This window comes from Saccharothrix variisporea, assembly GCF_003634995.1.
GTDB classification, from domain to species: Bacteria; Actinomycetota; Actinomycetes; order Mycobacteriales; family Pseudonocardiaceae; genus Actinosynnema; species Actinosynnema variisporeum.
Map to the genome: position 1 here is coordinate 7880996 of NZ_RBXR01000001.1, position 13748 is coordinate 7894743.

The window sequence follows — 13748 nt, forward strand, 5'->3', positions numbered from 1 at the left end:
CCGTTCGTCCCGGAGGAGCACCTGTGCGACCCTGGCCCGGAACGCCCTACCCGCTCGGCGCGGCCTACGACGGCGTCGGCACCAACTTCACCCTGTTCTCCGAGGTCGCCGACTACGTCGAGCTGTGCCTGTTCGACGACGACGGCACCGAGGAACGCGTGCGGCTGCCGGAGGTGGACGGCTTCGTCCACCACGGCTACCTGCTGGGCGTCGGCCCCGGCCAGCGCTACGGCTACCGCGTGCACGGCCCGTACGACCCGGAGCAGGGTCTGCGGTGCAACCCCAACAAGCTGCTCATCGACCCGTACGCGAAGGCCATCACCGGTGGCGTCGACTGGCACGAATCGCTGTTCGGCTACCCGTTCGGCAAGCCCGACGCCCGCAACGACCAGGACTCCGCCGGCCACGTGCCGCTGTCGGTGGTGGTGAACCCGTTCTTCGACTGGGCCAACGACCGCCCGCCGAAGACCCCGTACAACGAGTCGGTCATCTACGAGACCCACGTGCGCGGCCTGACGATGATGCACCCCGAGGTGCCCGAACGGCTGCGCGGCACGTACGCGGGCCTGGCGCACCCCGTGGTGATCGAGCACCTGAAGTCGCTGGGCGTGACGGCGGTCGAGCTGATGCCGGTGCACCAGTTCATCACCGACCACGGGCTGTCCGAGAAAGGCCTGCGCAACTACTGGGGCTACAACACGATCGGGTTCTTCGCGCCGCACGCCGGTTACGCGGCGCTACCCGACCAGGCCAACCAGGTGCAGGAGTTCAAGGGCATGGTCCGCGCCCTGCACGAGGCCGGCATCGAGGTCATCCTCGACGTCGTCTACAACCACACCGCCGAGGGCAACCACCTCGGGCCCACCATGTCCATGCGCGGCATCGACAACCAGGCGTACTACCGGCTGGTCGAGGACGAGCCGAAGTACTACATGGACTACACCGGCACCGGCAACTCGCTCAACGTCCGCAGCCCGCACACCCTCCAGCTGATCATGGACTCGCTGCGCTACTGGGTGACCGAGATGCGCGTGGACGGGTTCCGCTTCGACCTCGCCGCCACCCTGGCCCGCGAGTTCTACGACGTGGACCGGCTGTCCACGTTCTTCGACCTGGTCCAGCAGGACCCGGTGGTCAGCCAGGTCAAGCTCATCGCCGAGCCGTGGGACGTCGGCCCCGGCGGCTACCAGGTCGGCAACTTCCCGCCGTTGTGGACGGAGTGGAACGGCAAGTACCGCGACACCGTGCGCGACTTCTGGCGCGGCGAGCCGGCCACGCTGGGCGAGTTCGCCTCCCGCATCACCGGGTCCTCCGACCTCTACCAGGACGACGGCCGCCGCCCGTACGCGTCGGTCAACTTCGTCACCGCGCACGACGGGTTCACCCTCACCGACCTGGTCTCCTACAACCGCAAGCACAACGACGCCAACGGCGAGGACGGGCGCGACGGCGCCGACGACAACCGGTCGTGGAACTGCGGCGTCGAAGGACCGACCGACGACCCCGAGGTGCTCGAGCTGCGCGCCCGGCAGCGGCGCAACCTGCTGGCCACCCTGCTGCTGTCGCAGGGCGTCCCGATGATCCTGCACGGCGACGAGCTCGGCCGCACCCAGCAGGGCAACAACAACGCCTACTGCCAGGACAACGAGCTGAGCTGGGTCGACTGGACCCTGGTGGAGAAGAACAAGGACCTGCTGGACTTCACCTCCGCGCTCACCGCGTTCCGCCGCGCCCACCCGGTGCTGCGCCGGCGGCGGTTCTTCCAGGGCAAGCCCATCCGCAAGGGCGACGAGCTCCGCGACATCGCGTGGTTCACCCCGTCGGGTGAAGAGATGACCGAGCAGAACTGGGAGGACGACTTCGGCCGCTGCGTCGTGGTCTTCCTCAACGGCGAGGGCATCCCGGACCTGGACCAGCGCGGGATGCGGGTGCTGGACGACTCGTTCCTGCTGGCGTTCAACGCCCACCACGGGGACATCGAAGTCACCCTCCCGGACGACAGTTACGGTCCGCAGTGGACGGTGGTGGTCGACACGTTCGCCGGCGTCGTGCGCGAACCCGACACCGGGGAGCCGGTGCCCGCCGGCGGCACGGTGACCGTGCCCGCGCGGTCCCTGCTGGTGCTCCAGCGGACGGGCGTCGAATGACCGCCCCGGACCGAAAAGCGCCCACCTCCACGTACCGCATCCAGTTCACCCCCGAGTTCACCTTCGCCGACGCCGAAGCCGTCGTGGACTACCTCGACGCGCTCGGCGCGGGCGCGCTGTACGCGTCGCCGCTGCTGGAGGCCGTGCCGGGCTCGACGCACGGCTACGACGTGGTGGACCCGACCAAGGCGCGCGAGGAGTTCGGCGGCGAGGCGGGCCGGCAGGCGTTGAGCAAGGCGCTGCGCCGGGCCGGGCTCGGGCTGGTGGTCGACATCGTGCCCAACCACATGGCCACCGGGCCGGAGAACCCGTGGTGGTCCGACGTCCTGGCGCACGGCCGGTCCTCGAAGTACGCCGACTACTTCGACTGGGAGGGCGACAAGCTGCTGCTGCCCTTCGCCGGCTCCCCGGAGGAAGAGGAAGAGCACGAGCACTACCGGCTGGTGTTCTGGCGGCGCGGCAACGCCGAGCTGAACTACCGGCGGTTCTTCGACATCACCACGCTGGCGGCCGTGCGGGTGGAGGACCCGGAGGTCTTCGAGGCCACGCACGGCGAGGTGCTGCGCTGGGTCGCGGCGGGCGAGGTCACCGGGCTGCGGGTGGACCACCCGGACGGGCTGGCCGACCCCGGTGCCTACGTGCGGCGGCTCAAGGAACGGGCCGGGTGCTGGGTGGTGGTGGAGAAGATCCTCGGCGTGGACGAGTCGCTGCCGGTGTCCTGGCCGGTCGAGGGCACCACCGGGTACGACGCGCTGCGCGAGGTGTGCGGGCTGTTCGTGGACCCGGCGGGCGAGCCCGCGTTCACCGCGCTGGCCTCCGAGATGGGCGTGCCGACGGACTTCGCGGCCGTCGAGCACGAGTGCCGGGACCTGGTGGCCCGGGGCATCCTCAAGGCGGAGGTCCGCCGGATCGCCGCCCTGCTGGACTACCCGGACCGGGCGTTGGCGCAGGAGGCCGTGGCGCAGGTGATGACCGCGTTCCCGGTCTACCGGTCCTACCTGCCCGAGGGTCGGGACGCGTGGGACGCGGCCGTCGCCGCCTCGCCGTGCCCGGCGGTGAAGGCCCTGGACGAGCAGGTCCGCGCCGACCCGCAGGGCGAGCTGGCCACCCGCATCCAGCAGACCTCCGGCATGGTCGTGGCCAAGGGCACCGAGGACACCGCGTTCTACCGGTACGCCCGGTTCGTCGCGCTCAACGAGGTCGGCGGCGCGCCCGACCGGTTCGGCGTGCCCGTCGAGGAGTTCCACCGCCGCGCCGCCGCCCGCGAAGCCGGTTCGCCGGAGGCCATGACCGCGTTGTCGACGCACGACACCAAGCGCAGCGAGGACGTGCGGGCGCGGCTGGCGGTGCTGGCCGAGATCCCCGACGAGTTCGCCGAGGCCGTCCGCCGCTGGACCGCCGCCCACCCGATCGACGAGCCCGCGCTGAACATGCTGGCCTGGCAGTCGCTGGTGGGCGCGTGGCCGATCACCGCCGACCGGATGGCCGCCTACCTGGACAAGGCGGCCAAGGAGGCCAAGGTCCGCACCTCGTGGATCGACCACGACGAGGCCTTCGAGGCGGCGGTCGCGGCGTGGCCGGCGCAGGTGCTGGAGGGGCCGCTGGCCGGGGACGTGGCCGGGTTCGTGGACCGCGTGGTCGAGCCCGGCTGGTCCAACGCGCTGGGGCAGAAGCTCGTGCAGCTCACCGCGCCCGGCGTGCCCGACGTCTACCAGGGCACCGAGCTGTGGGACCTGTCCCTGGTCGACCCGGACAACCGGCGGCCGGTGGACTACGACGTCCGCCGCCGGCTGCTGGACCGCATCCGGGACGGGTGGCTGCCCGCCGTGGACGACTCGGGCGCGGCCAAGCTCCTGGTCGTGCACAAGGCGTTGACCCTGCGCCGGGAACGGCCCGAGCTGTTCCGCGGCTACCGGCCGCTGCACGGGTCGGGACCGGCCGCAGCGCACGTTGTGGCGTTCGAACGCACCGACCTGGTTGCGGTGGCCACGCGCCTGCCGGTGGGATTGGCGGCGGGAGGCGGGTGGCGCGACACCGTGCTGCCGCTGCCGCCCGGCGACTGGACCGACGTGCTGACCGGGCGGCCCGCGCCGGAGCGGTTGGCCGACCTGTTGGACACCTACCCCGTGGCACTGCTGGTGCGAGGAGATTCGTGACGTTCTCGGTGTGGGCGCCTCATCACGAGCGCGTCCAGGTGCGGGTGGACGGCCAGGACCACGAGATGACCCGCGGGGACGGGGGGTGGTGGCACTCCGAGGCCGAGGGCGTGGACTACGCGTTCGTCGTCGACGGCGAGGCCCTGCCCGACCCGCGCTCGCGGTGGCAGCCCAACGGGGTGCACGAGGCGTCCCGCGTCTACGACCACTCGGCGTTCAAGTGGACCGACGCCGGGTGGACCGGGCGGCCGTTGCCGGGCGCGGTGATCTACGAGCTGCACATCGGCACGTTCACCCCCGGCGGCACGTTCGACGCGGCCGTGGAGAAGCTCGACCACCTGGTGGACCTCGGGATCACGCACGTCGAGGTGCTGCCGGTCAACGCCTTCGACGGCACCGCCGGCTGGGGCTACGACGGGGTGCTGTGGGGTGCGGTGCACGAGCCGTACGGCGGGCCGGACGGGTTCAAGCGGTTCGTCGACGCCTGCCACGCGCGCGGCCTGGCCGTGCTGCTGGACGTGGTCTACAACCACCTCGGGCCGTCCGGGGCCTACCTCGACCGGTTCGGGCCGTATTTCGCCGGCAGCAACGACTGGGGCCCCGGGCTCAACCTCGACGGCGCGGACTCCGACGAGGTGCGCCGGTACGTGGTCGACAACGCCGTGAGCTGGCTGCGGGACTACCACGTGGACGGGCTGCGGTTGGACGCCGTGCACGCGCTCGTGGACCGCAGTGCCGTGCACGTGCTGGAGCAGCTGGCTTCCGAGGTGGACGCGCTCTCGGCGGGCCTGGGCCGGCCGCTGACGTTGATCGCCGAGTCGGATCTCAACGACGCCCGCCTGGTCAGCGCGCGAGAGGCCGGCGGGTACGGGTTGGACGCGCAGTGGTCCGACGACGTGCACCACGCCCTGCATGTGGCGCTGAGCGGCGAGACCTTCGGGTATTACCCGGACTTCGAGGGGCAGCTGGCGAAGACGTTGCAGGACGTGTTCCTGCACGCGGGCACGTGGTCGTCGTTCCGGCACCGCCACCACGGCCGGCCGGTGGACAAGCGGCTGCCCGGCTACCGGTTCCTGGCCTACCTGCAGAACCACGACCAGATCGGCAACCGGGCCGTCGGCGACCGGCTGTCGGCGACGGTGTCACCGGGGCGGCTCGCGGTGGGCGCGGCGATCGTGTTCTGCTCCCCGTACACGCCGATGCTGTTCATGGGGGAGGAGTGGGCGGCGAGCACGCCGTGGCAGTTCTTCGCGTCCTTCCCCGACCCGGAGCTGGCCGAGGCGGTGCGGACGGGCCGGCGGCGGGAGTTCGCGCGGCACGGGTGGGGCGAGTCCGAGGTGCCCGACCCGATGGACCCGGCCACCGTCGAGCGGTCCACGCTGCGGTGGGAGGAGGTCGGTCAGGAGCCGCACCGCGGGGTGCTGGAGCTCTACCGGGCGTTGATCGCGCTGCGGCGGTCCCGGCCCGAACTGGCCGACCCCCGGCTGGACCGGTTCCGGGTCGACGTCGTCGGCGACGCGCTGGTCCTGCACCGGGGGTCGCTGCGCGTGGTGTGCAACCTGGGTGGTGACACGGAGGTGGAGCTGCCGGCAGCGGGTGAGGTGCTGCTGGCCTCGGCGGAGGCGAAGGTCGTCGGGCAGGTCGCGCACCTGCCCGCCGAGTCGTTCGCGGTGGTTCAGTTGTCCGGTTGAGGCGTGCGGTGTTCCGGGAGCCAGCCGACCTCGGCCAGCTTCTCCGCGAGCAGCCGGCCGGCCAGGCTGACCTGGTCGGCCAGGTGTCTTCGCACCTCCGGCAGGTCCGCCTCCGCGCCGTGGGCGGCGTCGTAGGCCGCGACGAGGCTCCGCGCCGCCTGCACCACCTCCTCCACCCCGGGCCACTCCCGGTGCTCGGGCTGCCCGTTGGGCAACGCCGTGCGGTGCACCGCCCGCACCGCCCGCCGGGCACCGAGCTCGGCGGCCAGGTCGATCAGCTGCACCGCGATGGTGTGCAGCTTGACGTTGTGGTGTTGCGACATGCTGACCAGCAGTCGGAAGCCCTCCTGGGGCGTGCACCCCTGGACGGCCGCGATCAGGCCCGTGGCCTGTCCGATCACGGTGCGGGTCTGCACCGCCCGGCGCAGCCCCGCCACTTCCGCTTCCAGGCTGGCGATCCGCGCGGCGAGCGTGTTGTCCAGTCCGTCGTCCCCGACCACGGTCGGGCTCCTCTCGCACGTCGAAACTCGTGGCCAGCGCGTGCGAGGGACATGCGGTGCCAGCCCCGCAAGCCCACAGCTGTGACGCTGACCTGGCGACCGGGACCCCGGCCACCGGGTGGCTTGCGGCTGGCTTTTCAACCGCGTAGACGATCACCGTAGTAGAGCGCGCTCCCGGGCGAAAACCGGAGGGTCCGCCGCAGGGTCTGACCTGCGCTTTTCTTGCGCCTACTACGTGGGACTGCGGGGGGCTTCCCCGGTTGCGGCGTTCTCGGGCGGGCGCGCTGCGTGCGCTCTCAAGATCAAAAGCGGACGCTCGCCGCTGGGCAGGCCCCCGGGGGTGGAAGGGCGTCGGTTTCTTCCCCCCGTACGGCCTGCCGGAGGCAACCACCCTTGGCCCGTTTCCGCAACCGGAAAAGCTGGTTGCGGAAACGGGCCAAGCGCGGTTGGGCTGCGCCCAGGCCGTACGGGGGGAAGAAACCGAGGCCCTTCCGTGGGCTTGGCAGCACGGCGAACGCAACCCCGCCCTGCGGGCGTCCGCCTGCGGCGCAAGAGGGGCGCCTGCGGGGGTGGTCGGTTTTCGGTGGTGTGGTTCGGGGTACTTGGTGGTCGGACCTGATGTCGTACCGAAAGGACCGTCATGGGTACCGACGACAAGTTCAGCAACAAGGCCGAGGAGATGAAGGGCCGGGCCAAGGAGGCCCTGGGCGACGCCACCGACAACGAGCAGTGGCAGGCCGAGGGCAAGGCCGAGCGGGCCAAGGGTGCGCTCAAGGAGGCCGGCGAGAAGGTCAAGGACGCCTTCCGCTCCAACGACCGCTGACTCTTCGATGGCAGCGCGCAGCGCCGCACCGTTCGTGCCCGAGGGCGCGGACCTCGCGGCGCTGCGCGCTGCCGCGCGGGGGTGTGAGGGGTGTGACCTCTACAAGCCCGCGACCCAGACGGTGTTCGGTGCCGGGCCGCCCGACGCCCGGTTGATGCTCGTTGGGGAGCAGCCCGGTGACCAGGAGGACCGGGCCGGGGAGCCGTTCGTCGGGCCGGCGGGGAAGTTGCTGGACCGGGCGTTGGCCGAGGCCGACCTGCTGCGTGAGGGCGTCTACGTGACCAACGCGGTGAAGCACTTCAAGTTCGTGCCGGCCGAGCGCGGCAAGCGGCGCATCCACAAGACGCCGGCGCGTGGCGAGGTCGTCGCCTGCCTGCCGTGGTTGCACGCCGAACTGTCCGAGGTGCGGCCGGAGCTGGTGGTGTGCCTCGGGGCGACGGCCGCCAAGGCGATCATGGGCACCGACTACAAGGTCACCGAGCGGCGCGGGCGGGTGGAACAGGCCGGGGACTTCCGGGTGATCAGCACCGTCCACCCCTCGGCGGTGCTGCGGGCGCCCGACCGGGACGAGGCGTACGCGGCCTTCCTGGCGGATCTGCGCACGGTGCGTGACCAGCTCTAGATGTGGAGCGGCCCCCCGACCGGCTCCCGCTCGCGCGGGCCGAGCTGGACTGGGCTCGGGGTCGAGGGGCCGGGTGGCCGCCTGGTTTTCGCCAGGCCCACCCCTGAAGACGGGTAGGTCCTAGCGGACGGTCACCTCACGACGAGTCCTACAGCTACACAACTTCGGACCACCTCCTTCCTCGTGTACCGCGAACCTATGTGTTCCGCCGGGCGCCTCGCAACGGATTTCTTGATCCGCGAACACGGCTCAACGCCGCGTCCGATTGCCGCCGGACTTCGGGTGGTGGAGCGGTCAGGATCGTTTCCATGAACATCGAAGGCAAGGTCGCCCTGGTCACTGGTGGTAGTCGGGGCATCGGGGCGGCGGTCGCGCTGCGGCTGGCGCGGGAGGGCGCGGACATCGCGCTGACCTACCGGAACGACGCGAGCGACGTCGTGGAGCAGATCAAGGGACTGGGGCGGCGCGTGGTGGCGATGCGCGCGGACAGCGGGGACGCTTCGGCGGTCGCGGCGGCGGTGGACGAGGCCGCGGGGACGTTGGGTCGGCTGGACATCCTGGTCAACAACGCGGGCGAGTTCATCGTCGGGCCGGTGGAGGAGTTGGGGATCGACGCGTTCGACCGGACGTTCGCGGTGAACGTGCGGGCCCCGTTCGCGGCGGTCAAGGCGGCGCTGCCGCACCTGCGCGAGGGCGGGCGGATCATCAGCATCGGCAGCAACGTGGCCGTGCGCGTGCCGTTCCCCGGGTTCTCGGTGTACTCGGCGAGCAAGGCGGCGCTGGTCGGCATGACCAAGGCGCTGGGGCAGGAGCTGGGCGCGCGGGGGATCACCGTGAACCTGGTGCACCCCGGTGCGACCGACACCGACCTGAACCCGGAAAGCGGCCCGATGGCCGAGGCGATCACCGGGTTCACGGCGGTCGGCCGGTACGGCAGGCCGGAAGAGGTGGCGTCGGCGGTGGCGTACCTGGCGTCCGAGGAGGCCCGGTACATCACCGGCACCGCGCTGCACGTGGACGGCGGTTTCACGATCTGATCGGTGGGGCCGTGCCCACAGGTCCGGCACGGCCCCACACTTCGCCCGATCAGCCCACGTTCACGTCGATGCAGGCGTAGAAGGCGTTGGCGGTGTCGCCGATGTTCCAGATCGCCAGCACCTTCTGGCGGCCGGACGCACCCAGGTTCACGGTGTGCGAGACGGTCGAGGGCGGTTGCTGGTTGCCGCCGTCGAAGTACCCGACCCGCCGGCTGCCGACGTAGTACTCGTAGCTGGCGGTGCGGTGGCGGGCGGTGAAGACCCAGTTGAACGTGACGGTCTGCCCGACGCCGGTGACCTTCCAGCCCTTGCTGTCGTTGTTGAGCTCGGCGAACCGCGCCACGCCGCCGTGGCAGCTGCGCAGGCCCTTCGGGCCTTCGACGCTCTGCGGTTCGTACTTGATGTCACCGCACTGCACCAGACCCCGCGCGCACTGGGCCTGCCTGCTGGGCGGTGAGGACACGTAGCCGTGGGCGAACGCTTGCGCCGTCGGCAGGGCGACGACGACCAGCGGCGCGGCGAGGACGCCTGCCGCCATCGCGGCGATCCTGCGGCGAAGTGCCATTGTCGGAGCTCCTTTCGGGTGGGGCGGAGACGTCGCTGGGCGACCGCACCCGAAGAGCAGCCCGCGCCGCACGGGTGGCGTTCACCCAACGCGGCGGCAGGTCTAGACCATACTCTCTGTGATTGCTCCGTGACAACGGTTCTGGGTCTAGTCGTGGGCGTCGTCGAGCAGCCCGGTCGCGTGCGCGGTCCGCTGGTACAACACGTAACGCCCGGCCCTCACCTTGGTGACCAGGCGCGCGCGGTGCAGTGCGGTGAGGTGGTAGGAGACGGTGGCCGGGGCGTACCCGCTCCGGGTGGCCAGTTCCGCGGTGGACCGGGCGGTGTCGAGGTCCGCCAGCAGGGCCGCTCGGGCGTTGCCGACCACCGGCGCGATGCTGCCGGGCCCGCGCTCCCGACCGGCCCCGACGCGTCGGGCGGGGTAGTAGAGGACGCACTGGCCGGGAGTGTCGACCTGGATGACGACGCCGGTCCGGCCCAGCACGCTGGGGGCGAGCACCAGGTCCCGGCCGGTGGCGTCGATCTCGCCGTCCCACGACGTGGCGAGGGTGACCGCGTTGCCGGCCCAGTCGACGTCGGGGTGGAGCGCTGCGAGCGTCCGGCCGACGCCGTGGGTGGCGGTGGTCGTCGCGCGGTGGGCGATGTCCTGGTCGGTGATCGCGCGCAGTACCGGCCAGGCTTCGGCAAGGGTGTCCCGCCAGAACCGCGCGAGACCGTTGGCGAGGCGTCGCTGCATCCGCCCGGACTCCGCGATCCGGCGGGTCGTGGCGCGCAACGGCCGGCTCCAGTGGGTTCGGGTGAGGGTGAGGACCTGGGTTTCGACGTCGTCCTGCGCCGCCGCCTCGATGCGCGCCACTTGCTCGTCGAGGAGGTCGCGGGTGTTCGCCCGTGGTTGCGGGGTGAGCAGGTCGGGCGTGTAGGTGTCGCCGTTGCGCGGCAACAGGTCCGCGAGCAGGGCCACGTCCGGGTGGGCCAGCGCCGCGCGGGCGAGCGGTCCGGGATCGCCGAACACCGGGTGCCGTCCGGACGCGGCGGTGAGCCCCAGCCACGCCAGCGATTCGGAAGCCGGGGAAGGCGACCAGCGCGTCCTGGACACCGTGTCGGCGTCTACGCGAAGCGTCAGCACCGCGCCGACGCTAGCAGCCGCCACGGTGGGTTCGAGCGGACTCGAATCCTTTGCCGCGCCGAGTTCGCGGCGGGTTGGGTGTGGTTCGGAACAACGGCAGTTCGAAGAACAGGGGTTGTCACAGTGAGGCTGAAGGACACAACGAAGGCGAAGAGCCGGAGCCGTGCGCGGAACATGGCTGTGGTCGTGGCCGCGGTGGCGTCGGTCGCGGGGGCGCTCTTCACGACGGCACCGGCCACCGCCGCCGGTTACCCCACGAGCACTTTCAAGATCTCGTACGGTGCCAGCTACTACAACGGCACGGTCACCTGGTACAACCGGTCGGTCGGCGTCACCGGGACGTTCCGGGCCACCGGGTGCCGGCGGGTCTACGCGCGGGCATTCGCGGGCAGCACCTCGGTGGGCTTCGTGAGCAGCAGCACCTGGTGCGACACCACGGCTCCGGCGCCCCTGTCGCCTCCGGCCGACGTCGTCGGCGGGGCTGACAACGCCTGGATCTACATGACCGACGCCAACGGGAACTACCTGAACGGACAAACCTGCTACCGCAGCTCCTCGATCTGCATCGACGGTCTGCACTAGACCCGCGCGGACCCGCTGTCGGCGCAGCGGCGAGGAATTCGCCAGGTGGGCCCGGGTGAACCCGGCGACCGGCCGTCCGGGCCCACCTGGCGGACGTCGGAGTTCAGCGGATCTTCGGATCGGCAGGGAGGACCACTCGGCCGAGCGCCGGATCGAACCCGAGGACCGGGTGGGCCTGGCCGCCGGCCTCCGGCGTCATGAGCACCGGCACACGTCGGGAAGCGCGCCCATCAGATGGGGGTCGAAGAAGTTCCTGACCTCGTCCCGGTGAAGGTCCGACGTGCGGTCATGGTGTCGTGTCGGCGACGCGACCTGTCGGACCTGGACGGGTGCGCCACCAGCGGCGGGTGAGCAGGGCGGCCAAGGCGGTGCCGGTTGCGTTGACGAGTACGTCGTCCACCGACGACACGCGGTCCAACTGCAAGACGTACTGCGCGGTCTCGACCAGAGCCGAGCAGAGCGCCCCGAGCGCGAACATGCGGGGGACGGATGCCAGGACCGCGAACCGCATCGGTGCGAAGCAGCCCAGTGCCGCGAAGATCAGCAGGTTGCCGGCGATCCCGAGCGGGGTCATCGTGGCCAGGTCTCGCAGGGGGACCAGGCTCAGGCGGCCGGGTGCGGTGCCCGCCTGGGCGCCCGGCATCAGCGTCAGCCACACCATCGGCACCGTCCCGTAGACCATGCCCACCTCGGCCAACGACCTCCGCCACGCGTCCGCGACGCCGGCCGCACGTCGTCGCCGGGCGAGAGCCGACACCGCCAGGGCCGCCAACGGCAGGCCGACCAGGGTCATCAGCAGCACGCCGTTCTCGGTGTCGTAGCAGCCGTGCCACCGCCCGGACAGGCACGCCGGCGCCGACATCACGAGAGGCCGCCGCACCAGGTACGCCGCACTCGCCAGGCCGACGACCACCAGGCTGGTGAGCACGACCGCGCTGGTGCGACTCGGGTGGGAACTGTGGCTCACCAGCCCATTGGAGACGACGGGCTGTTTCGGCGGCGTATGCGTTTTCGCTTATGCCGACGATATGTGCGGTCAGGCAGCCTCGAGGACGAAGAAGAGGAAGCACAGGAAGGCGCCGGAGGGGAACCGGGCCATCTCGTCGGGGAAGAGATCGTGGGCCTCCGGTGCCGGGCGGGGTTCGCTGATCACGGTGGTGCGGAAGCCGGCGGCGGTGAAGGCGTCGGTCATCGCGTGCAGTGGCCGGTGCCAGTAGGTGAGCGTGGCCGGTTGGCCGGCGAAGGTGTAGTCGTAGGACCACTTGCTGACGGCGAAGTAGTCGGCGTCGCGGTGCTCCAGCTTGAGCAGGGAGGGGTGGTTGACGACCACGACCAGCCGACCGCCGGGCTTGAGCACGCGTCGCAGCTCGGCCAGCGGCGTGGTCCAGTCCTCCAGGTAGTGCAGCACCAGGGCCGCGACGGCGTCGTCGAACACGGCGTCGGGGTAGGGGAGCGGCTCGGCGATGTCGGCGACCTCGAGGTCCACGCCGTCCCCGAGCCGCCGCCGCGCCAACTCCACCATCTTGGCGCTCCGGTCGAACCCGCTGACCACAGCCCCCCGCTCGACCAACCCGGACGCCACGGACCCGGCACCGCACCCGGCGTCGAGCACCCGCCGCCCACGCACGTCCCCGAGCAGGTCGAGGATCGCGGGCCGCGTGTAGTAGGCGTTGACGAGACTGCTCTCGTTCTCGGCGGCGTACGCCTCGGCGAAGCTGTCGTAGTCGTTCTCCATGACGTCATCTTCCACGCTGAAGATCACCCGGTGTCAGGACGCCCAGGGCAATCGCACCGCTTCGACCTCGGGGTCGTCCAGCAGCGCTTCGACCAGGGACCCCGGGCCGGCGACCTTGGTCGCCCACAGGTCGTAGTCGGTGCACAGGCACCAGGTGCGGTCCTCGGGCCAGAGGTTGGACGGGCTGAAGTCGGTCTCGGCGTTGTCGTACAGGAGTTTCGCGTCGCCCAGCCTGCCCGCGCGGACGTGGAGGTCCTCGAAGTCGACGGCGCCCAGCGTCAACGGGCTGTAGTAGGCCAGGCAGGGCGTGTCCGGACCGGCGGGACTGTGCTCGACGAGCAGGTCGACCAGTCGCATCCACGTCTCGCGGTCCAGGCTGCCTTCGGTGGGCGGGATGATGCCGAGCGGCCGGCCGGCCACTTCCGCGAGCGAGGGGAAACACCGGAAGCTGGGCAACTTCCCGTTGGGCACGACCGGGTCGCCGGTGCGCCGGGCGAGTTCAACCCAGCGCAGGCGACGCCACCCCGGGCCGGGGTGCTCGGCACGACCCAGCCCACCTCGCGCGGGGTCGATGCCCTCGGCGTTCTCCTCGTGCTCGTACATGGCGTTGAGCACCCAAGCCGCGTCCGGCATCCCCGGCGGCATGAACCCGCTCAGGCCGTCACCGCACAGTTCCGACAACCAGTCGGTGGCTCCGGCCGGTGCGAGCGGCCACAGGTTCGGAAGGGGGTTCGACTCGGCGGGCACGTGCTCATGGTCCCAGCC

The 13748-nt window shown here is 71.3% G+C and carries 13 protein-coding genes; 7 read left to right on the forward strand and 6 right to left on the reverse strand.

Going from position 1 to position 13748, the window contains the following annotated elements:
- Positions 1–23 precede the first annotated feature (23 nt).
- The 3 genes from glgX to treZ are packed head-to-tail and all read left to right on the forward strand — an operon-like array spanning position 24 to position 5994.
- A complete protein-coding gene (gene glgX, locus DFJ66_RS36095; RefSeq protein ID WP_121228137.1) occupies positions 24–2147 on the forward strand; it encodes a glycogen debranching protein GlgX in 2124 nt (707 codons plus the stop codon).
- A complete protein-coding gene (gene treY, locus DFJ66_RS36100; protein WP_121228139.1) occupies positions 2144–4303 on the forward strand; it encodes a malto-oligosyltrehalose synthase in 2160 nt (719 codons plus the stop codon). Before glgX ends, treY begins: the two co-directional genes overlap by 4 nt.
- Complete coding sequence (gene treZ / locus DFJ66_RS36105; protein WP_121228141.1) at positions 4300–5994, forward strand: malto-oligosyltrehalose trehalohydrolase; 1695 nt, start codon at positions 4300–4302, stop codon at positions 5992–5994. The genes treY and treZ overlap by 4 nt, the downstream gene beginning before the upstream one ends.
- Here the strand turns inward: treZ and DFJ66_RS36110 are convergent.
- Positions 5979–6494, reverse strand: a complete 516-nt coding sequence (locus tag DFJ66_RS36110; RefSeq protein ID WP_121228143.1) for an ANTAR domain-containing protein — start codon at positions 6492–6494, stop codon at positions 5979–5981. The two genes, treZ and DFJ66_RS36110, sit on opposite strands and share 16 nt — an antisense overlap.
- A 640-nt stretch (positions 6495–7134) precedes the next feature.
- Between DFJ66_RS36110 and DFJ66_RS36115 the strand changes: the two genes are divergently transcribed.
- The 3 genes from DFJ66_RS36115 (at position 7135) to DFJ66_RS36125 (ending at position 8976) form a co-directional block, all read left to right on the forward strand.
- Positions 7135–7317, forward strand: coding sequence for a CsbD family protein (locus DFJ66_RS36115; RefSeq protein ID WP_121228145.1), 183 nt, complete (start codon positions 7135–7137; stop codon positions 7315–7317).
- Between the two features lie 7 nt (positions 7318–7324).
- Positions 7325–7939, forward strand: a complete 615-nt coding sequence (locus DFJ66_RS36120; RefSeq protein WP_121228147.1) for a UdgX family uracil-DNA binding protein — start codon at positions 7325–7327, stop codon at positions 7937–7939.
- 308 nt (positions 7940–8247) lie between these two features.
- Positions 8248–8976 carry an SDR family NAD(P)-dependent oxidoreductase gene (locus DFJ66_RS36125; protein WP_121228150.1) on the forward strand — a complete coding sequence of 243 codons (729 nt, stop codon included), beginning with the start codon at positions 8248–8250 and terminating at the stop codon, positions 8974–8976.
- 49 nt (positions 8977–9025) lie between these two features.
- Here the strand turns inward: DFJ66_RS36125 and DFJ66_RS36130 are convergent, their stop codons facing one another.
- Entirely contained in the window at positions 9026–9541 is a 516-nt protein-coding gene (locus DFJ66_RS36130) for a lytic polysaccharide monooxygenase auxiliary activity family 9 protein (RefSeq protein WP_121228152.1), read from the reverse strand.
- 147 nt (positions 9542–9688) lie between these two features.
- Positions 9689–10666, reverse strand: a complete 978-nt coding sequence (locus tag DFJ66_RS36135; RefSeq protein ID WP_121232249.1) for an ArsR/SmtB family transcription factor — start codon at positions 10664–10666, stop codon at positions 9689–9691.
- A 174-nt stretch (positions 10667–10840) separates the two neighbouring features.
- Between DFJ66_RS36135 and DFJ66_RS36140 the strand changes: the two genes are divergently transcribed.
- Entirely contained in the window at positions 10841–11248 is a 408-nt protein-coding gene (locus DFJ66_RS36140) for a hypothetical protein (protein ID WP_147459446.1), read from the forward strand.
- Positions 11249–11534: 286 nt separating this feature from the next.
- On the opposite strand, the gene DFJ66_RS36145 is transcribed toward DFJ66_RS36140, so the two are convergent.
- From DFJ66_RS36145 to DFJ66_RS36155, 3 genes are all read right to left on the reverse strand, one after another.
- Complete coding sequence (locus DFJ66_RS36145; RefSeq protein ID WP_246030048.1) at positions 11535–12215, reverse strand: VanZ family protein; 681 nt, start codon at positions 12213–12215, stop codon at positions 11535–11537.
- 69 nt (positions 12216–12284) lie between these two features.
- The gene (locus DFJ66_RS36150) at positions 12285–12983 is read right to left on the reverse strand and encodes a class I SAM-dependent methyltransferase (protein WP_121232251.1); all 699 of its coding nucleotides are present in this window, start codon (positions 12981–12983) and stop codon (positions 12285–12287) included.
- Positions 12984–13016: 33 nt separating this feature from the next.
- The gene (locus DFJ66_RS36155; protein ID WP_121228158.1) at positions 13017–13730 is read right to left on the reverse strand and encodes a hypothetical protein; all 714 of its coding nucleotides are present in this window, start codon (positions 13728–13730) and stop codon (positions 13017–13019) included.
- Positions 13731–13748: the final 18 nt, after the last annotated feature.